This window comes from Bacillus sp. LB7 (assembly GCF_030449715.1).
GTDB lineage: Bacteria > Bacillota > Bacilli > Bacillales > Bacillaceae > Bacillus > Bacillus paralicheniformis.
On the sequence record NZ_JASGCA010000001.1, the window covers coordinates 479,684 to 497,175 of the forward strand.

Here is a 17,492-nt window from a genome sequence, read left to right on the forward strand (position 1 = left end):
TGAAAAAAATTGATTACAAGAGAAAAGGAGTTTGACTAATGCGCGTTTTTGGTGGGATTATTAGTTACTTATGTATAGTTGTCTTTTCCGTTGTATCAGCGGCAATTGTCTACACGTTGATGTTCTTAGAAGGGTTTGGTCTTTCGTCTTTTAGAGCAATAAGTTTGTTTATGTTTGTTGCTTATTTAATCTTTGCTACACCAATACAAATCTTTCTAAATCGCAAACCAAAAAAATATCATGGATGGTATTTGCTAACTTACTTTATAGTCTCTCTTGTCGTTTGTGGAATTTTAGCCTTATTGACTAATTACGGTCTGACTGCTTTTGTCTCGTATAAACTATACCTTTTTAGTTTTCTTTTGGCTTTAATTTATTGGTTTTGGGACTCTGTTTTTAGACAAAAGAAATAGATCACATAATATTAAGCCAAATTTCACCCCTTTGTTTTTTATTTGTGCGAGTCAATTGTACCACACGACATTACAATTTCAAGAAAATATACATATTTTTTCAATTTTACTCTTTTTTTGTCTTGTATCTGGATGATACATCACATATTCAATTAGGTACAACTGAACCAGCCAGGGACAACGACGAAAACAGCCAATACAGAAAGACTGGGGAATGACCGATAAGGAAGTTTAATGTTATAAGCTGGCTTTACACCCGAGAATTATACTTGGCATCACCGTCAAATTCCTAGGCGAATGGAACTTGTTGATTCTGAAATCCATGCAAAAACAGGACATACAGGAGGCCAAAAAATATGGGGAAGAGATTCATAAAAAAGAAAGGGAAATAGATAATGATTCAAGAAATAAACTGGCTGGGTCCCTCAGCGTATAAAAAACAAGGAAATCAATGAAGTAGAAAATAAACTGAAGGCAGCATTTCCATCCGACTTTAAAGAAGTTGTTAAGAAATATCAGGAGTGTGTACCTTTAGATGAAAATGTTGTTTGAATTGGCGGTTTTTTCTTCTTGCAATTGTGTTATAAATAATGAAAACATGGTGAATCGGGAGGTTTAAATTTGGGGAGGGATATAGAAGAACTTAAGAAGCGGATGGCCGAAGTCAATGGCAGTGAGGTTGCAGATGCTTTTTTCGGAGCTGTTAAGTGATAATAAAGTTATTCCATTTAAAGATCATTTGTAGAATAAATTCAGATATCATATAAATCAAGGGAGGAATCAAGTATGTCAACATCTTTTGTAGCCATTTTAGCTATATTTTCTGTCGTTATATGGATTGCTGTGTCCCGAGAAGTTGTTAAACCTACAAAAATGATAAACAGGCGAAAAATGATAACTTTAATGTCGGCAGGAACCTTATCAACACTAATAATAACCATTTCACTTTTTCAAAACCTCCCGTTCTTTTAAAGGGTGCTTTGCAGAATAAGACTTTTTAACAATGAACAAACTTTTTTAAAAAACGTATATTAATCACAAGAGGAGCGCTCCTTTTCGTGAAAAAAGAGACAACCCCTTACGTACTAAGGGGTTGTCTCTTCTCATTTAAAACGTCCCAGGAGAGATTCGAACTCCCGACACACAGCTTAGGAGGCTGTTGCTCTATCCACCTGAGCTACTGGGACACAGAACAATATTATAGTGCAAAAACCAGAAAAAATAAAGAGGTTGCAGCGGTTTTTTAAAAAAATTTCTTCGGGAAAACATACATCCGGCAGACTTTGCAGCCTGCTGAATGTATGTTTTGACCTTAACCTTTCAGGTCAATATGATGTCCTGAAACCGGATGTGGGGCCTGCACCATGTCTACGAGCTGCTGTGCGCTTTGTTCAGCGGTGTCCAAAGCCGTCTTTGTCAGCGACATTTGCACGTTTTGATGAAGAGCGGCCTGACTCATGGCCATTGATAAAACAGCAATATCCAACATAACCACCTCCTTAACATGTGTATCGGTTAGAGAGGAGAGGACTTTACTCATATTTACTAATCTGAATATTCAATTTAATATGGTTGTAGACCGATCCCAGCGGCATCTTAAACAGCATAAAAAAGAAGCCGTCTCTCAATATGGCCACTGATCGGTTCCTTGTTTGTCTATGAATAAAGAGAGGGGCTGTTTTGTATCTTCCGCGATTCTTCAATTCCAGAGCATTTGTCTAATGTTTGTTGTTGATTTCATTCTCAAAGAGGCTGATGATTCTATCATTCTGCTTGACAATCGTGCGCAACATGGCGACAATGTTTCCTGCAAATCCGATCAATATGATCATCAGTATGATGATGATCCACATGGTAAACCACACCCCTTCATGCACAAAATTTTCCTTTCGATACAACATTACCACCTGGTCTTTCACAAAACAACTTTCCCTTTGAAACGGAGGCTGATTTTATGGATTGGCTTGAATTTGTTTCGGCGACGGTTCAATCATTGGCATGGCCAGCTACTTTGATGATGTGCGTTTTGCTGTTAAAGGAGCCTTTGTCTGAACGGATGAAGGAATTGATCAAACTGAAATACAGGGACTTTGAGTTGGAGTTTGACAAAAGGCTTCAGGAGCTCGTCTCCGTACGGGAAAAAAGGTTGTCGGGACTGACTTCTGTACGGTCGGTGCCGGCAGGGGAAAACATGATCGAAAGCGCTTGGTCTGATGTTCACAACGTTCTGCGGGAAACAGCCTCAACATTTGATCAAATTGCGCTCGGCCTTGAAAGCGATGAATTGATTCAAATGCTGCATGACCGCGGAATGATACAAGATGACGCGGCATCTGTGCTAGCAGAGCTTTCCGCTCTGCGACGGGATGCATCGGATGGAGCGAGCATTACCGGAGCCTTGGCATATAAAACGCTTTGCCTGGAGGAAGCGAAGCGCTTGCGATTATTAGCTGAACAACAGACTGCGAATAAATGAAAGGCGAAACTATTCATTTAATACTCTGACGCTTTACATTAGCGCCGGAGTTTCTTGTATTTGAGCTAAAAATGAATTTTCTTTATCGAATTGACGATTTTACGGAGAGAGGCTGCTTGCCGGTTTAAATATGATATCATGGTGGACAGGAAGAAGTTTATGATAAGAGAGGGTTTCATTTATATGCTAGAGAAAGCTGAAGCTATATTGCAGCACTATTATGGCTATCCTTCACTGCGTCCGGGCCAGAAGAAAGCCATTCAATCGGTCGTTTCTGAAAAACGAGATACAGCATGCATTATGCCGACGGGCGGAGGCAAATCAATCTGCTATCAAATTCCCGCGCTCCTTATGGAAGGGACAACCATTGTGATCTCTCCTTTAATTTCCTTGATGAAGGACCAGGTGGATGCTTTAAATCAGCTTGGAATTCAAGCTGCGTACGTGAACAGTTCTTTAGGCCATGGCGAAATCGCTGAGCGGCTTTCCGTTTTAAAGGAAGGCGGCTACAAGCTGTTTTATGTCACACCTGAGCGGCTGACGTCTCCCGATTTTATTCGCGTGATTTCCAACATTCATATCCCGCTTGCAGCGATTGATGAAGCTCATTGTATTTCACAGTGGGGCCACGATTTCAGGCCGAGCTACAGACATATTGAAAGCTTTTTAAATAGCCTCGGCACCCGTCCGGTCGTATTGGCATTGACGGCTACCGCAACGCCCGAGGTTCATGAGGATATTTGCGCACAGCTCGTGATCGAAAAAGAGAGCACGGTTTTCACCGGTTTTTCACGGGATAATTTGACGTTTAAAATTTTAAAAGGCGAAAACAAGGATCGTTTTATCGAATCATATGTGGAGAAAAACCGCTCAGAGGCGGGAATTATTTATACAGCGACAAGAAAGGAAGCCGAAAGAATATCAAGCCGCCTGTCTCAAAAAGGAATTGCGGCCGGGTGCTATCACGGCGGGATGAATGATGAAGAAAGGGACCGGCAGCAGGATCTCTTTTTAAATGACGAGATCAGTGTGATGACAGCGACCTCAGCATTCGGAATGGGCATCGATAAATCCAATATCCGCTATGTGATTCATGCTCAAATTCCAAAGAACATGGAGAGCTATTATCAGGAAGCAGGACGAGCCGGACGCGACGGTCTTGACAGCGAGTGCATTCTGCTATTTTCTCCTCAGGACATCCGGCTTCAGCGGTTTTTAATCGAACAGTCGACAGAAGATGAAGACATTCGGGCGCAAGACGTGAAAAAGCTCAGGCAAATGGTTGACTTTTGCCATACTGAAGGCTGTCTTGAACGGTTTATTCTTTCTTATTTTGGCGAAGTTTCGACTGAAGACTGCGGCAGGTGCAGCAGCTGTCTCGACACCCGAAGCATCATCGATGTGACGAAGGAAGCACAGATGGTACTGTCCTGCATCATCCGCATGGGAGAAAGGTTCGGAAAAACCATGGTGGCGCAAGTTCTGGCAGGTTCCAAAAATAAGAAAGTGACCGAAAACGGCTTCCAGCAATTATCGACTTACGGAATTTTAAAGAACCGGTCTATTGCCGACATCAGCGATTTTATAGAATTTTTAATCGCAGATGAGTACATCCAGATGTCCGACGGAACATATCCCGTTCTCTTTGTCGCCAACAAGGGGCGAAACGTTTTGCTCGGCCGGGAAGCGGTGATGCGCAAAGAAAAAATGCAGACAAGTCAAATTGTTAAAGATGACGAATTGTTTGAGCGGTTAAGAACGCTGCGCAGAAAGCTTGCCCAGGAACAAGGCGTGCCTCCTTTTGTCATATTCTCTGACGAAACGCTGCGGGAAATGAGCGGGAAAATTCCCCTGACAGACGAAGAACTTTTGTCAGTCAAAGGAGTGGGAGAACAAAAAAGAGTAAAATACGGCGCTGTATTTCTACAGGAGCTTCAAGCCTATAAAACCGAGAAAGAAGCATAAAAAACCCAAAAACATCATATGTAAAAAGTTTTTTTAGTAAATCTCCTATTGCAGAAAAAAAAAGATTGGAACCCTTGATACACCTGAATTTATGCCGATTTTTGGACGGCTGAAAATCCTCCTCGTAAAATAACTGTAATCAAAAACAAATTGTTTTGTTATTGATTTGACATTTTCATATGTTACGATTGCTCCTGTTAGCCGGACAATAAAAAGCTAACAAGGGAGGATTTACTTATGAAGAAGACGTTTATGTCCTTTGTTGCAGTTGCAGCATTATCTTCAACTGCATTCGGAGCGAGTGCCTCTGCAAAAGAAGTAACAGTCCAAAAAGGTGACACCCTTTGGGGAATCTCGCAAAAACAAAGGGTAAATCTGCAGGACTTAAAAGAATGGAATCAGCTTTCCTCAGACCTGATTATTCCAGGACAAAAGCTGAACGTTTCTGAAAAACAGACAGAAGAAAAGAAACAATATACCATTAAAAAGGGAGACACTCTCTGGAAAATCGCCCAACAATTCGGCGTTTCCGTGAACGACCTTAAAAATTGGAACAACATAAAATCAGATATCATTTACCCGAATACATCCATAACTGTTGACGGACAGGCGACGGTTCAAGCTGCTGCGGCGCAGCCTGCGGAAACAAAGCCTGCCGTACAAAAAGAAGCGAAAGTTGAGAAATCTGCGCCTGCACCTAAGCAGGAAAAAGAAACGGCTTCCCGTTCAAACGAATCTCAAAGCGCTGCAAAAGAACTGACGGTTACCGCGACGGCATATACTGCTAATGACGGCGGAATGACAGGCGTGACAGCTACGGGTTTTGATCTGAACGCCAATAAAAACGCCAAGATTATTGCAGTGGATCCAAACGTGATCCCGCTTGGATCCAAGGTGTATGTTGAAGGCTACGGAGAAGCGACTGCTGCCGACACCGGCGGTGCGATCAAAGGGAACAAAATCGACGTATTTGTTCCAAGCAAATCCGCGGCAAAAAACTGGGGCGTTAAAACGGTTAAAGTAAAAGTTTTAAAATAATAAGTTTTACCATTGATGGACACTGACCATGGAGATGATCAGTGTCTTTTTTCTGTTTTCTGCATCTTTTTTTCGATTTAGATGTTTTTTTAGATTGGCAAATGGGTAGTTCAATAGATATGTACATATCAGCTGATTTAGAAAAGGAGATGTAGAAGTATTGCTGTGGATTATCATGACATTTTTATTGATTAATGCAGGGATTTTTATTTTTTCTTATCTGAGGACAAAAGATATTAATTTGAAAACGTCAGACGGTTATTTTCTCGGCGGGCGCAGTCTCACTGCGCTCTATATTGGAAGTTCGCTGCTTTTAACCAATTTGTCGACGGAACAAATGGTTGGGTTAAACGGTCAAAGTTATTCGGGAACGATGAGTGCCATGGCTTGGGAGGTTACAGCACCGCTTGCGCTCATTATGCTTGCATTCGTCTTTTTACCGAGGTATCTCAGTTCCGGAGTCACGACGATACCCGATTTTCTTGAAAAGCGTTATGATCAGAGAACTCGGCAAATCGTCTCGATTCTCCTGCTTCTGGGATATGCGACCTCATTTTTACCAACCGTTTTATACTCCGGGGCGCTCGTACTCGATCAAGTGTTCAATATTTCCTCAGCGCTTGGAATCAGTGCGTTTGCGACTGTTTTTTTCATCTCGCTTGTGATCGGGGCCGCAAGCTGCTGCTACATATTTTTTGGGGGGCTCAAAGCTGCGGCATCGGCTGATGCCATTTATGGCGCCGGTTTAATTCTAGGCGGTCTGTTCATTTTTGTGCTCGGAGTCATGGCAATCGGCGACGGCAGTCTCTTAAACGGCTATATAGAGCTGACGAGTGTACATAAGGAAAAGCTGAATGCCATTACAGCGGACAACGCTGCAGAAGTCCCGTGGCCAACGATTTTTACGGGACTGCTTGTGAACAACTTATTTTATTGGGCTGTTAATCAGTCGATCGTTCAGCGGGCGCTCGGGGCGAAAAACTTGGCTGAAGGGCAGAAAGGCGCATTGCTGGCAGGTGTATTTAAGACGATCGGTGTGTTTTATCTCGTTCTTCCCGGGGTTATTGCTTATCACCTGTATGGAGGCCATATTCAAAATGCTGACACCGTTTATCCTAAGCTGATCGTTGATTTGCTGCCGACTGCACTTATCGGCGTCTTTGCCGCGATTTTATTCGGAGCGATTCTCAGCTCGTTTAACGGTTCGCTGAACAGCACGATCACGTTGTTTACATTGGATTTGTACAAACCGCTCTTCAAGCCTGAGGCAAAAGAAGAAGAGCTTGTGAAAACGGGAAGGATCTTTGTGGTGATCCTTGCCGCGGTATCGATTATCATCGCGCCTTTTATTCTGTTTGCGCCGTCCGGACTTTACAATTATTTGCAGGAAATGTTCGGATTTTTCAATGTCCCTGTATTGGCTGCCGTTGTCGTTGGATTTTTTACAAAAAAAGTGCCGGCGCTTGCCGTGAAATGGGCGATATTCGCACACATTGTGTTGTATACCATCTCTAAAATCTATTTCGGCCATATTCATTTTCTCTATATATTGGCTGTTCTGTTTCCGTTTTCCGTCCTCTTGATGCTTTTCATCGGAAAATTGAAGCCAAGGCAGTCGGAATTCAAGCTCGAGAAAAATGCCAAGGTTGATTTGCGGCCATGGAAGCATGCTAAACTTGCCTCTGTTCTTGTGATTTGTCTGATGATCTGCATTTATCTGTTATTTTCGCCTTGGGGTCTTGCCAAATAAAACAAGGCAGGGGATGTGCGTTCATCCTCTGCCTTAATGTTTTGTGATACAAAGTGATACCTGTTCTTTCTGTGCGTCGATCCGGCACCGTCCGCCAATCGGAAATGTAAAGAAAGGGGTTGTATGGCCGAAATCTATATTCGCGATCACGGGTATTCGGGAAAGCTCTTTTTTTGTTTGCACAATTTGTCTGAGGCGCTCAAGCGATACGGCTGATGCTGTCTGAAAACGGCCAATGAGAACAGCTTTGACACCGGGAAAATCGGGCAGATGAAGCAATGACTGCAGATCGCGGTCAAAAAAACGCTGCCGGCGATTCCCAATCATCCTCAAGAAACAATACGGAGTTCTTGATGTCAGGGAAATATTCCGTACCTTGCAATAGGTTCAATGTGCACAAATTCCCTCCTATGATCTTGCCTTCAGCTGAGCCTTCATTGATCACAACAGGGCCGCTGTTTTGTTTGGGACATTCTTCAGTTTCGATTTCTTCACACCACATCGATGATGGTTCAACATCGTAGACACCGCTTGCGCAACAGCACTTCAAAAAGTAATCTGTCATATAGTTTAGTCCATACCCCATTGAAAAGCTTGAAAAATGAGGTCCCGAATAGGTGACAAGCCCGGTTTTTGCATAGATCGCCGCTGAAAGGGCGGTAATATCTGAAAAGCCGCAGAACACTTTTGGATTGGCCTTTATGAGTTCATAATTCAAATGTGATAACAACTGATTGCTGTTATATCCGCCGAGCACAGTGAGTATTCCTTTGACGCGTTGATCGGAAAAGGCATCATGGAGATCGCTTACTCTCGATTTGATGCTGGAGGAAGAACATTCATCAATTTCATTAGCATGTGCGGAAAAAGAGATTCGAAATCCGAGATTGTTTAAAACCGTTCTCGCTTTTTCGATCTTGTCGGTGTTGAGAAGGGACAGGCTTCTCGATGGGGCAATCACCCTGATTTCGTCACCTGGCTGTAGTTTATCTGGAAACATGAACAGGCACACCTTTCATTGTTTCTATCTCACCATACTTTTAAAGATCCTGCCACTCTATTTCGCCGGATTTTGAACCGGGATCGATCGTTACTTCAAAATGATGCTTTTCATAAAAATGAATCAGCCGGTCCACATGGTCCCAATCCCTTTCAGCAATGTCCCCCATGATGACCGGTATGTTGTGCTCGCGGGCTTTTTCTTTTAAATACTTCATGCAGATGGATCCATAACCGTAGCCTGCCGGCCCTTTAATATCCCCGATATGGATCGCGCGTTTTTCTTCTTTGTAGGAAGCGACAAGAGAAAAATCACATCTCCCGCGGTACGGCGACTGGCAATCGCTTAACATGATCTTGCATGTCCGGCCATCATCAATCGAATGGACAATCATCCATTCATCGTCTTTCGATTGATCAATACCGAGCACTCGCGAATCTTTGGAGATATCCTTCATATTTTCGCGCATCCGAAACAGTTGAAATTGCAATTCATTCAATTCCTTCTGCAAGCCGGAGCTGTCTTTTTGCAGTTCTTCATCCGTTATCATAAAACTTGCTCCTTTCCATTAAAACATACAGTTTTCGATTATAGTAAAAAGAACGGCAATTTGCAAATGGGTTGCTAGAATTAAATTTTAATGTAATTTTAAACAAAAATTTCACATTCTACGATTTTTTTTGTGATAGAATTCTTATGACTTCTGGTATATTTACCTAGGATACGAGACAATGGATCCTCCTAAATCCCAGAAAGATCATGACAAAAGGAGCGTACGGTTTTGAAAAAAAGAATTTTTTCTCTATTGATGCTGATGTCAGCTTTTGTTCTTGTATTAGCTGCATGTCAGCAGGCTGATCCAAAAGGATCTTACGCAGCGGCTTATAAAAAGCTGATTTCTGCGAAATCATACGAATTTTCAAGTGATATCGGCTTGAAAGTTGACGCATCCAACCTTGGAGCGGAAGATAAGCAAGTCGCTGATATGCTGAACGATGCAACATTAACGATCAGCGGAAAAACGAATGCTGAAACGAAACAGTCTGAGGCTGTGATTAAAGCGAAGCTGAAAGTCCAAAACATGTCGCTTGATTTCGATATTCCGGTTTATATGGACGAAAAGAAACAAGTCGGCTACATTAAAATTGACAGCGTTCTTGACAGCTTCGGCTTGTTCCTTGGAACAGCCGGCATGAATTTTGACAGCGTCAAAGGCAAGTACCTTGAATTCCCGCTTGAAGATGACAAAACTTCATCTCAAGACGCGGATGAGCTTCAAAAACAATTGATGGAATCCATCAAAGAAGCTGCGGACAATCTGCCTGCAGATAAGTTTGAAAAAGCGGATCTGACGGATAAAGAAAAAGAGCAGGGTGCTGCTCAAAAAGTCGCTTTCAGCTTCAGTGACAAAGAAATTAAAGCTGCGGTCGTCAAGTTCATCGAAATCGCCGGAAAAGCGAGCGGAGAAGCTGTTCCGAAGAGCGAGCTGAACAAGATTAAAGACGGACTGAAAGACGTCACATTCAAAAAGTTTGATGTGACATCAACAATCGATGACAAAGAAAATCTTCTGACTGAAAATGCGGATATCTCTTTGTCTGTTGACAGCAAAAAAGCCCCTCAATCTTTAGGCATCACGGCATCAACGACGTACAAAAATATCGATGGTGACGTAAAGTTTGAACATAAACCGAATAAAGAAGATATCGTAACTGAAGAAGAATTCGAAAAATTAATGGCTAAAGATGCTATGAATTTCTAAGGCACCCGCCTGAGTTCCCTTCCTCGTTCTAGAGGAGGGGAATTTTTGTATATTCTGTGACTAAATTCTGACGAAAAGCCGAAAACGTTGACATTCCTCCTGAATTTGAATACGATTTTGATAGCTTGCACAAATAGGAGAGATTGCCCGATATGACACATACACAAAAAAATAAAAACTATACAGGCATTGTTGTTGCTCTGACGATTATCATAAACGGTGTCATTGCCCTCTTGTTTTTCATGCCGAAAAGCGACAAATTCGCTCATTTGGATTTGACTTTTCTGCCGCTTTTGAACGCAGTCTGCAACAGCTTCACATTCATTTTCTTAGTGGCTGCACTGATCATGATTAAACAGAAAAACATTAAGGCGCACAAACGGTTTATTTTTGCAGCTTTTACGACAACGTTCATCTTTCTCGTTTCATACTTAACTTATCATTCCTTGATGCCTGACACTCATTTTGGCGGGGAAGGGATCATAAGACCGATCTACTATTTTATTTTGATCACACACATTGTCTTGTCAGCATTAATCGTTCCCTTGGCACTGTTTACGCTGTTCAGAGGCCTGAGCATGCAGGTGGAACGCCACCGCAAAATCGCCCGCTGGACGATGCCGCTTTGGCTGTATGTCAGCCTGACAGGTGTTCTCGTCTATATGATGATTTCCCCCTATTACTAAAAGATAAAAATCCGTTCCCTTATAAAAGGGGACGGATTTTTTCTTTTACAGCCTCTTGAAAAATAATCTTTCTGAATTGGATATCCGTCCTACACAAGATATGACAATCACCAATATAAATAATTAGAGCATTGGATAGAAATGAAAAAGGGAGATGCTTATGAAAATTCTTCTTGCCACTTATTGGAGTATTCCGCATGTAGGTGGTGTATGGACATATATGGTCCAGCTGAAAGAATCGCTTGAATCTATGGGACATGAGGTCGATTTGCTTGGATATGGAGAGGAGAATCAGATTGTTCATATTGTAAATGAAAATCGCAAGGTCCAAAAAGAACAGCTCCTACCTATGATTGAGCAAGCGGTCAATCAACAATCTTTTCCGCAAATATTTGACAATCAATTGATTCACTTTACAGAGATCCAGCGCTATGTTTACGAATTTGCAGCCATTTATTTAGGATTGGAAAAATACGATCTGATCCATGCCCAAGATGTCATCTCAAGCGGCTGCCTGAAACGGGTAAAGCCAAAAAACACACCGCTTGTTGCAACGCTTCACGGGAGTGTAGCCTATGAAATCAGACACCAGTTGACAACGATCCACAGAAGATCTAATTCTGACGTTGCAAGGGCGTACTTCGACCATCTTGAACGGGTCGGCGCGGTTTCGGCTGATGCCACAATCGTTGCCAACAATTGGTTGAAAAATCTGTTGACTAAGGAATTTGATACACCGGAGAAACAAATCAGTGTTCTCCATTATGGCTATGATATTGATAGCTTTCTAAAACGAAAGGATATAAGGTCAGCGGAAATACCGCAAACAGATAAGAAAATTATCCTTTTCACAGGCAGGCTCGTTGAAAACAAAGGTGTTCAGCATCTGCTTGCCGCACTTTCACATTTAAAAGAGGTTCGGGATGATTGGGTATGCTGGATTGCCGGCGACGGAGAGAGAATGGCGGGACTGCGAATTCTATGCGGACAGCTCGGTTTGGAAAATGATGTCGTGTTTATGAAAAAGCGCGATGATGTCCCTTATCTTCTTTCAATTGCTGATGTGTATGTTTTGCCGAGTCTTCTCGAAAATCAGCCGCTGTCTGTTATTGAAGCGCAATTAGCCGGACTTCCTGTCATTGTCAGCGACGCCGGTGGTATTCCTGAAATCGTCGAACACAATGTGACCGGTATGGTTACGCCTAAAGGAGATGCACAGGCCATATGCAACTCTATCAATCAGTTGTTGGAAGATGAGACGCTTAGAAAAACTTTAGGATCCAATGCGCACAAGTTTGCAATGGAATATTGGAATATGGAGGAAGCTGTCAACAAGATTTTGGAGATTTATCAGCAAACTTTAAAATAAAGGAGACATGTCATATGAAGTCTGAAATTAAAAAGCATTTGTTTGAACTTCTGACGAAAGAGGAAGTGGATATCGATTGGTGGGATAAATATTTGGATTTGCTTTTCGAGTTTCGAAAAGCAAAAGCTGAAGCACTAGCTCAAAAGGCCGCTCCGGCGAATTCTGCCGCAGATTCAGCTGCTGAATCAAATGAACAGCCTGTTGAAACCACAGAGGTCTTACCGAAAGAAAGCTCAACGAATGTAAACAGCAAAAATGAAGTATTAGACGAATTATCTACGAGCTTTGAAGAAATGAACAATAAAATTATAGAAAGCAATAACAAAGTGCTTGAAGCGATCAAAGAGTCGCTTCCGGAAAATTATACACTTCCAAATGATGCTACATTAAATTTCTTTAAAACACTAGATCAAACAAAAACAGAATAGTTTTATTCCCCACAATTAACCTTCGGAGCTCCGAAGGTTTTTATTAAGCCTTTAAATCTAACAAGGCTGATTGAATTTAGGAGGCCTTGTTAGGTGATTGTCTTTTGCCAATTTGTTACACCGACATACTATGTTATAAAGCCAGATGCTCTTTCCTATCATTAGCTACTTATAATGATTATTTTTGTTAGAAAGTATAAGGAGTGAGAATATGAATTTAAAAGAGATACAGGGCGAATACGATGCGATTTTTGGCTTAGGGCACTTGTGCCTGACAGCTCTTCAGCTGAGAAAAATGAATATAAGGCCGTACGCAGGCCCTTTTGATTGGGTCGGCACCTCGTCGCTGCCGGACCTGTGCCGACTGATGCGGAACCGATTTGAAGGCTTTATGGATCCTATAAATTTGAGAGTGACGGGGTATTCCACAGGAGTTGCCACTAAAGATCCTTTTATTTCCGTTACGGATGATTATTATTGCATTGACTCGGCACACGATTTTAAAGCGGATCGAAATACACTCGACAACCTGGCTACCTATCATGAAGTGAAAGAAAAGTTTAACAGGAGATTTAACAGATTTTTAGAAAAGACATCGACTGCACAGCGCGTGTTGTTTGTGAGAACAAGCGGCACAATGCAGGAAGCAAAAGAACTTGAAGAAGTGCTCTCTGATTTGGTTACAAACGATTTCAGCATTCTTCTGATCAATCACACAAATGTATCGGGTATTGTTGAGAATCACTGGCCGTTAAAGAACGTATGCGCTGTCGAACTTCCTGATCAAGAAATTTGGCAATCAAATGACCCGTATTGGAGAGAAATGTTCCAAGGCATAACGATTCGATAGTTTTCGCCGATGAGAATGATTGATCAAGGCACAAAGGGAGAGAAAAAGCGGATGTTTGAAAATAAAACGATATTCATTACTGGAGGAACAGGCTCATGGGGCCGGGAACTCATTCTTCAGCTGCTATCCTTAAGCCCTAAAAAGCTCATTGTATTTTCCAGAAATGAAGAAAGACAAGTTCAAATGAGAAGGCAGATTGAAGATCCAAGGCTGACGTTTTTCATCGGGGATATTAGAGACCGGAAAGCGCTGAATACAGGATTAAAAGGTGTCGACTATGTCTTCCATTTAGCTGCGCTGAAGCATGTGCCGGTTTGTGAAGAACAGCCGCTTGAAGCATTAAAAACGAATGTCACAGGGACGGAAAACGTCATTGAAGCAGCGATCGAAAACGGCGTTAAAAAAGTCATCAATGTCTCGACTGACAAAGCGGCTGATCCTGCCAACTTTTACGGAATGACGAAAGCGATCGGCGAGAAGCTGATCGTATACGCGAACCATCTCTATTCAGACACGGATTTTATTTGTGTAAGGGGAGGAAATGTGCTCGGAAGCAGCGGAAGCGTTCTTCAGCTATTTAAAGACCAGATCAGGGAAAAGAACCAGGTCTCCATCACAGACAAAAGAATGACCCGTTTCTTCCTCACGAAGGAAAAAACGATACGGCTTTTATTAAAAGCGGCTGAAAGCGGCCAAGGCGGGGAAATTTTCATTATGAATTCGCCGGCCTGCAGAATTTTAGACATGGCTGAAGTGCTGATCGAAGCTTACGGAAACGAAAAAACGTCCATCGCAGAAACGGGGGCAAGGCCGGGGGAAAAGCTTCATGAGCTGCTGATTTCACCTCATGAACGGCAGCATGCTGTTTCATTTACAAATGACCTCGCGGTGGTGCTACCTGCAATCAAAATGCCTGAACTTCATAAAAAGTATGCGGATTGTCAGCCTTTAGAAACAGATCAGTTGAGCTCAAAAGACTTTTTAATCTCAAAAAAGGAAGTAAAAGAAATGCTGAAAGAAGGCGGTTTTTTGCAGTAGAAGGATGGAACGAAGTGTTCACGGAGAATGCGCGAACTGATGACAGCATGGCATGCGGCTGCAGGCGATGCTTCTGTTCGCTCCTCGAAAACAGGACAAGCCGGACGAAAACTCACCCGGCTTGCCGTTTTGTCAATGTTCAAGTGTTAACCCTTCGATATGTTCTTCGACTTTTTTTGTGCGTTCCATTACTTTTTCCGTGTAAGAGTAATCCCCGTAGCAATAAGGGTAGCGGAAATTGTTTGTATCTCCGCCGCAATTATACAGATCGGGGTTCTTTTTGACTTGTTCCTCGGAAAATGCCTTTGCCAGCTTTTCTGAGTGTTTTCCGCCGTGTTTTGAGACATAGTCGATATAACCCGATCCCATATTATAGCTCTGGATGATCGTTTCAATATCGACGCCTTTTTTCTGTCCCTTTTGATACATTGCTGTAAAGTGGCGCACACCCTGCTTAATGCTTGCTTTTGGATCGTCAATCTCATTTCGCTTCATACCGAGAGATTCCGATGACTGCATCGGATCACCGCCTCTGCCTTTCGACTCCTGATACATCATGCCCAATAAAAGAGCGGTGTATTGTGAAAGATCCTGTTCATCAAGTTCTTCTTCAACAAGAGGTTTGTAATCTTTTAATCTCTCAAGAATGTTAGATTCAGTGTCAAGAGGAAGCCATTTTAATTGTTCCAGACCGGAGATGGCAAAGAAAATGATCAAGGGAACAAACACAAAAAAAGACAAACAGCCAGCTCCGGCTAAACATCCTGATTTCTTTTTCTTCAATGGTTTCACCTCTGTAGCGCCCTGATGCAAAACAGTATACAGCCTCATTTATTATGACATATATCTTCAAGAAGACCAAGCGATATCCTTCTATCTTGGATCGCGGTCAAAGCCGAATGTGACGTTCGGAAGCGAACGGATTCTGAACAAAAAGTATATAAACCCGGCAATCAGCCAGCCGGCTCCAATCATGAGCGCATTTTTGCTGACGCTAAGCAGCAGCCAGCCGCAGAAAGAGGCCCCAAAAAAGGGCAGAACCAAATAGCGAAGCGTTTTTAAAAAGCCCCTCTCCTGTTCTCGAATGTAGTAATGGCCGATGACAGACAGGTGGACAAAAATAAATCCGATCAGCGCGCCGAAACTGATGAATGAATAGATGACCTCGAGTTCCCCGATCATGGCCGTCAATGAAATCAGTCCGATGAACATAATATTAAAGACCGGCGTCTTTAAAGTCGGATGCACATAGCCGAAAAAGCGTTTCGGAAGAGAGCTGTCCCGCCCCATCGCATACAAAAGCCGCGAAGCGCTCGCATGCGAAGAAAGCGAGGAAGAGATGACAGCGACCATTGTTCCCGCCAAAAAGAAGGACTTTAAAAAAGCGCCTCCTGTATATAGGGCGATTTCCAGCGATGCCGATTCGGCGTGCCGGAAGCTATCATAGGACGGATAGATTTGCTGCATCAAGTAAGAAATCGCCGTAAACAGCGTTCCGCCGATCGCTACTGTTAAAAAGATGGCCAACGGAATGTTCTTCTTCGGGTTGACCGTTTCTTCAGACATGGTGGAAATCGCATCAAAGCCAAGAAACGAAAAACACAAAATCGTCGCTCCTGATACAATCAGGGACGGCTCGATATCAGAACGGAAAAACGGATCGGCTGACATCAGCTCGCCCGTCCCGAGGCCGTCTGCCAGCCCGGCGATCATAAAACCGGCAAAAGTCAGGGCGACGATCACTTGAAAAGCGACGAACAGTCCTGTAATATTTGCCGTTAGTCTGATGCCTAAAATATTGACAACGGTAATGGATAAAGCGAGCAGAACGACCCAAAAACCATGCGGCACTTCAGGAAAAGCCGCCGTCAAATAAGCGCTACCGATCGCAAAATTGACCATCGGCAAAAATAAATAGTCCAGCATGATCGTCCAGCCGGCTAAAAATCCTGCATGCGGATGAATACTTTCATATGCATATGTATAAACCGATCCCGCTTGTGGATAGGCCTTGACCATGCTGCCGTAGCTCAAAGCGGTCAAAAGGAGTGCGGCAACAGTGAATATGTATGCCGCCGGAACGTGCCCCTTTGTCAGTTGTGCGACCACTCCGTATGAATCAAATACGACGAGCGGGTCCATATAAGCAAGGCCGATCACAACGAGCGGGCCGAGTGTAAGACTTCGTTTAAGCGCAGTTTCGTTTTTCAATGACTTCTAAATCCCCTTATGTAAAAAATACAGAAATTAAGACATATTTTATCTGTTTTTTTGCACTTGAGCAACCGTATAAAACCTCTTTTTCACGTATAAAAATAATAAATGTTGCAAACCCTTTGAAAAAAGGCAAGGAGTATGAAGACATGGATATATTGAGAGGCTATGTTGAAGCTGTCAAAAGAAATATCGAGACGATGAATGCATCTGATTATGATGGAAAAGAAGAGGATTTAAGAAGACAGCAGGTAGAGCTCGAACGCTATGAACAACGGTTAAAAGAGAAAAGCGCTTCGGCCAACCGATTTGATCAGATAGTCGATGCCGCTGTAGATTGTGCGGCCGGCGATATTTCATTTTCACAGCTTGAACATATGTATCAGCAAGAAGGCAGCTAGCGTCCGGATCAGCGGACGCTTTTTTTTGTGAAAAAGAAAACCCTAGGCTAGGCCTAGGGTTCCAAAAAGCTTTCAGCGTTGTATTAAGAAAACTCCCCCGGG

The 17,492-nt window shown here is 42.7% G+C and carries 18 protein-coding genes, 1 tRNA gene and 2 pseudogenes; 14 read left to right on the forward strand and 7 right to left on the reverse strand.

Annotated features, from left to right (window positions below; genetic code table 11):
- Positions 1-38: 38 nt before the first annotated feature.
- The 3 genes and pseudogenes from QMZ64_RS02430 (at position 39) to QMZ64_RS23250 (ending at position 1,385) form a co-directional block, all read left to right on the forward strand.
- Entirely contained in the window at positions 39-413 is a 375-nt protein-coding gene (locus QMZ64_RS02430; protein WP_265626807.1) for a UPF0715 family protein, read from the forward strand.
- 258 nt (positions 414-671) lie between these two features.
- Positions 672-788: pseudogene (locus QMZ64_RS02435) on the forward strand (HNH endonuclease); the annotation flags it as partial.
- 411 nt (positions 789-1,199) lie between these two features.
- Positions 1,200-1,385 (forward strand): hypothetical protein, encoded by a 186-nt coding sequence (locus QMZ64_RS23250; RefSeq protein ID WP_265626808.1) that lies wholly within the window; start codon positions 1,200-1,202, stop codon positions 1,383-1,385.
- 141 nt (positions 1,386-1,526) lie between these two features.
- Here the strand turns inward: QMZ64_RS23250 and QMZ64_RS02445 are convergent.
- The 3 genes from QMZ64_RS02445 to QMZ64_RS02455 all read right to left on the reverse strand — a co-directional run bounded on the left by QMZ64_RS02445 (position 1,527) and on the right by QMZ64_RS02455 (position 2,266).
- Positions 1,527-1,600: transfer RNA gene (locus QMZ64_RS02445), tRNA-Arg, on the reverse strand.
- 125 nt (positions 1,601-1,725) lie between these two features.
- Positions 1,726-1,902 (reverse strand): YjfB family protein, encoded by a 177-nt coding sequence (locus QMZ64_RS02450; RefSeq protein ID WP_374706248.1) that lies wholly within the window; start codon positions 1,900-1,902, stop codon positions 1,726-1,728.
- A gap of 229 nt (positions 1,903-2,131) precedes the next feature.
- A complete protein-coding gene (locus tag QMZ64_RS02455; protein ID WP_261378973.1) occupies positions 2,132-2,266 on the reverse strand; it encodes a hypothetical protein in 135 nt (44 codons plus the stop codon).
- A 101-nt stretch (positions 2,267-2,367) separates the two neighbouring features.
- Here QMZ64_RS02455 and QMZ64_RS02460 point away from each other — a divergent pair, with 101 nt between their 5' ends.
- From QMZ64_RS02460 to QMZ64_RS02475, 4 genes are all read left to right on the forward strand, one after another.
- Entirely contained in the window at positions 2,368-2,889 is a 522-nt protein-coding gene (locus QMZ64_RS02460; protein WP_265626810.1) for a hypothetical protein, read from the forward strand.
- Between the two features lie 183 nt (positions 2,890-3,072).
- Positions 3,073-4,854 (forward strand): DNA helicase RecQ, encoded by a 1,782-nt coding sequence (gene recQ, locus QMZ64_RS02465; protein ID WP_265626811.1) that lies wholly within the window; start codon positions 3,073-3,075, stop codon positions 4,852-4,854.
- Positions 4,855-5,091: 237 nt separating this feature from the next.
- Positions 5,092-5,892: a 3D domain-containing protein gene (locus QMZ64_RS02470; protein ID WP_265626812.1), complete on the forward strand. Its 801-nt coding sequence runs from the start codon at positions 5,092-5,094 to the stop codon at positions 5,890-5,892.
- Between the two features lie 160 nt (positions 5,893-6,052).
- Entirely contained in the window at positions 6,053-7,642 is a 1,590-nt protein-coding gene (locus tag QMZ64_RS02475) for a solute:sodium symporter family transporter (RefSeq protein WP_265626813.1), read from the forward strand.
- Positions 7,643-7,675: 33 nt separating this feature from the next.
- Here QMZ64_RS02475 and QMZ64_RS02480 read toward each other — a convergent pair.
- Positions 7,676-8,642: pseudogene (locus tag QMZ64_RS02480) on the reverse strand (S66 family peptidase).
- 40 nt (positions 8,643-8,682) lie between these two features.
- A complete protein-coding gene (locus QMZ64_RS02485) occupies positions 8,683-9,192 on the reverse strand; it encodes a GNAT family protein (protein ID WP_265626814.1) in 510 nt (169 codons plus the stop codon).
- Between the two features lie 231 nt (positions 9,193-9,423).
- On the opposite strand from QMZ64_RS02485, the gene QMZ64_RS02490 reads away from it, so the two are divergent.
- The 6 genes from QMZ64_RS02490 to QMZ64_RS02515 all read left to right on the forward strand — a co-directional run bounded on the left by QMZ64_RS02490 (position 9,424) and on the right by QMZ64_RS02515 (position 14,775).
- A complete protein-coding gene (locus QMZ64_RS02490; protein ID WP_265626815.1) occupies positions 9,424-10,404 on the forward strand; it encodes a hypothetical protein in 981 nt (326 codons plus the stop codon).
- Between the two features lie 152 nt (positions 10,405-10,556).
- The gene (locus QMZ64_RS02495; protein WP_020451765.1) at positions 10,557-11,090 is read left to right on the forward strand and encodes a DUF420 domain-containing protein; all 534 of its coding nucleotides are present in this window, start codon (positions 10,557-10,559) and stop codon (positions 11,088-11,090) included.
- A gap of 160 nt (positions 11,091-11,250) precedes the next feature.
- A complete protein-coding gene (locus tag QMZ64_RS02500; RefSeq protein WP_265626816.1) occupies positions 11,251-12,459 on the forward strand; it encodes a glycosyltransferase family 4 protein in 1,209 nt (402 codons plus the stop codon).
- Positions 12,460-12,473: 14 nt separating this feature from the next.
- Positions 12,474-12,887: a hypothetical protein gene (locus QMZ64_RS02505; protein WP_265626817.1), complete on the forward strand. Its 414-nt coding sequence runs from the start codon at positions 12,474-12,476 to the stop codon at positions 12,885-12,887.
- Positions 12,888-13,098: 211 nt separating this feature from the next.
- Positions 13,099-13,737 carry a papain-like cysteine peptidase gene (locus tag QMZ64_RS02510; protein ID WP_265626818.1) on the forward strand — a complete coding sequence of 213 codons (639 nt, stop codon included), beginning with the start codon at positions 13,099-13,101 and terminating at the stop codon, positions 13,735-13,737.
- Between the two features lie 51 nt (positions 13,738-13,788).
- Positions 13,789-14,775, forward strand: a complete 987-nt coding sequence (locus tag QMZ64_RS02515; RefSeq protein ID WP_265626819.1) for a polysaccharide biosynthesis protein — start codon at positions 13,789-13,791, stop codon at positions 14,773-14,775.
- 132 nt (positions 14,776-14,907) lie between these two features.
- Here the strand turns inward: QMZ64_RS02515 and QMZ64_RS02520 are convergent, their stop codons facing one another.
- Together QMZ64_RS02520 and QMZ64_RS02525 are read right to left on the reverse strand one after the other, a co-directional pair.
- The gene (locus tag QMZ64_RS02520; protein WP_059230580.1) at positions 14,908-15,558 is read right to left on the reverse strand and encodes a lysozyme family protein; all 651 of its coding nucleotides are present in this window, start codon (positions 15,556-15,558) and stop codon (positions 14,908-14,910) included.
- Between the two features lie 90 nt (positions 15,559-15,648).
- Positions 15,649-16,986: an APC family permease gene (locus tag QMZ64_RS02525; protein ID WP_265626820.1), complete on the reverse strand. Its 1,338-nt coding sequence runs from the start codon at positions 16,984-16,986 to the stop codon at positions 15,649-15,651.
- A 152-nt stretch (positions 16,987-17,138) separates the two neighbouring features.
- Here QMZ64_RS02525 and QMZ64_RS02530 point away from each other — a divergent pair, with 152 nt between their 5' ends.
- A complete protein-coding gene (locus QMZ64_RS02530; protein WP_265626821.1) occupies positions 17,139-17,390 on the forward strand; it encodes a YnfE family protein in 252 nt (83 codons plus the stop codon).
- The last annotated feature ends 102 nt before the right edge of the window (positions 17,391-17,492 follow it).

Bases quoted from the DNA above. Each gene is read 5' to 3' on its own strand.
- QMZ64_RS02430 (WP_265626807.1), top strand. From the start codon at position 39: ATGCGCGTTTTTGGTGGGATTATTAGTTACTTATGTATAGTTGTCTTT.
- QMZ64_RS23250 (WP_265626808.1), top strand. From the start codon at position 1,200: ATGTCAACATCTTTTGTAGCCATTTTAGCTATATTTTCTGTCGTTATA.
- QMZ64_RS02450 (WP_374706248.1), bottom strand. From the start codon at position 1,902: ATGTTGGATATTGCTGTTTTATCAATGGCCATGAGTCAGGCCGCTCTT.
- QMZ64_RS02455 (WP_261378973.1), bottom strand. From the start codon at position 2,266: ATGTGGATCATCATCATACTGATGATCATATTGATCGGATTTGCAGGA.
- QMZ64_RS02460 (WP_265626810.1), top strand. From the start codon at position 2,368: ATGGATTGGCTTGAATTTGTTTCGGCGACGGTTCAATCATTGGCATGG.
- recQ (WP_265626811.1), top strand. From the start codon at position 3,073: ATGCTAGAGAAAGCTGAAGCTATATTGCAGCACTATTATGGCTATCCT.
- QMZ64_RS02470 (WP_265626812.1), top strand. From the start codon at position 5,092: ATGAAGAAGACGTTTATGTCCTTTGTTGCAGTTGCAGCATTATCTTCA.
- QMZ64_RS02485 (WP_265626814.1), bottom strand. From the start codon at position 9,192: ATGATAACGGATGAAGAACTGCAAAAAGACAGCTCCGGCTTGCAGAAG.
- QMZ64_RS02495 (WP_020451765.1), top strand. From the start codon at position 10,557: ATGACACATACACAAAAAAATAAAAACTATACAGGCATTGTTGTTGCT.
- QMZ64_RS02500 (WP_265626816.1), top strand. From the start codon at position 11,251: ATGAAAATTCTTCTTGCCACTTATTGGAGTATTCCGCATGTAGGTGGT.
- QMZ64_RS02505 (WP_265626817.1), top strand. From the start codon at position 12,474: ATGAAGTCTGAAATTAAAAAGCATTTGTTTGAACTTCTGACGAAAGAG.
- QMZ64_RS02510 (WP_265626818.1), top strand. From the start codon at position 13,099: ATGAATTTAAAAGAGATACAGGGCGAATACGATGCGATTTTTGGCTTA.
- QMZ64_RS02515 (WP_265626819.1), top strand. From the start codon at position 13,789: ATGTTTGAAAATAAAACGATATTCATTACTGGAGGAACAGGCTCATGG.
- QMZ64_RS02530 (WP_265626821.1), top strand. From the start codon at position 17,139: ATGGATATATTGAGAGGCTATGTTGAAGCTGTCAAAAGAAATATCGAG.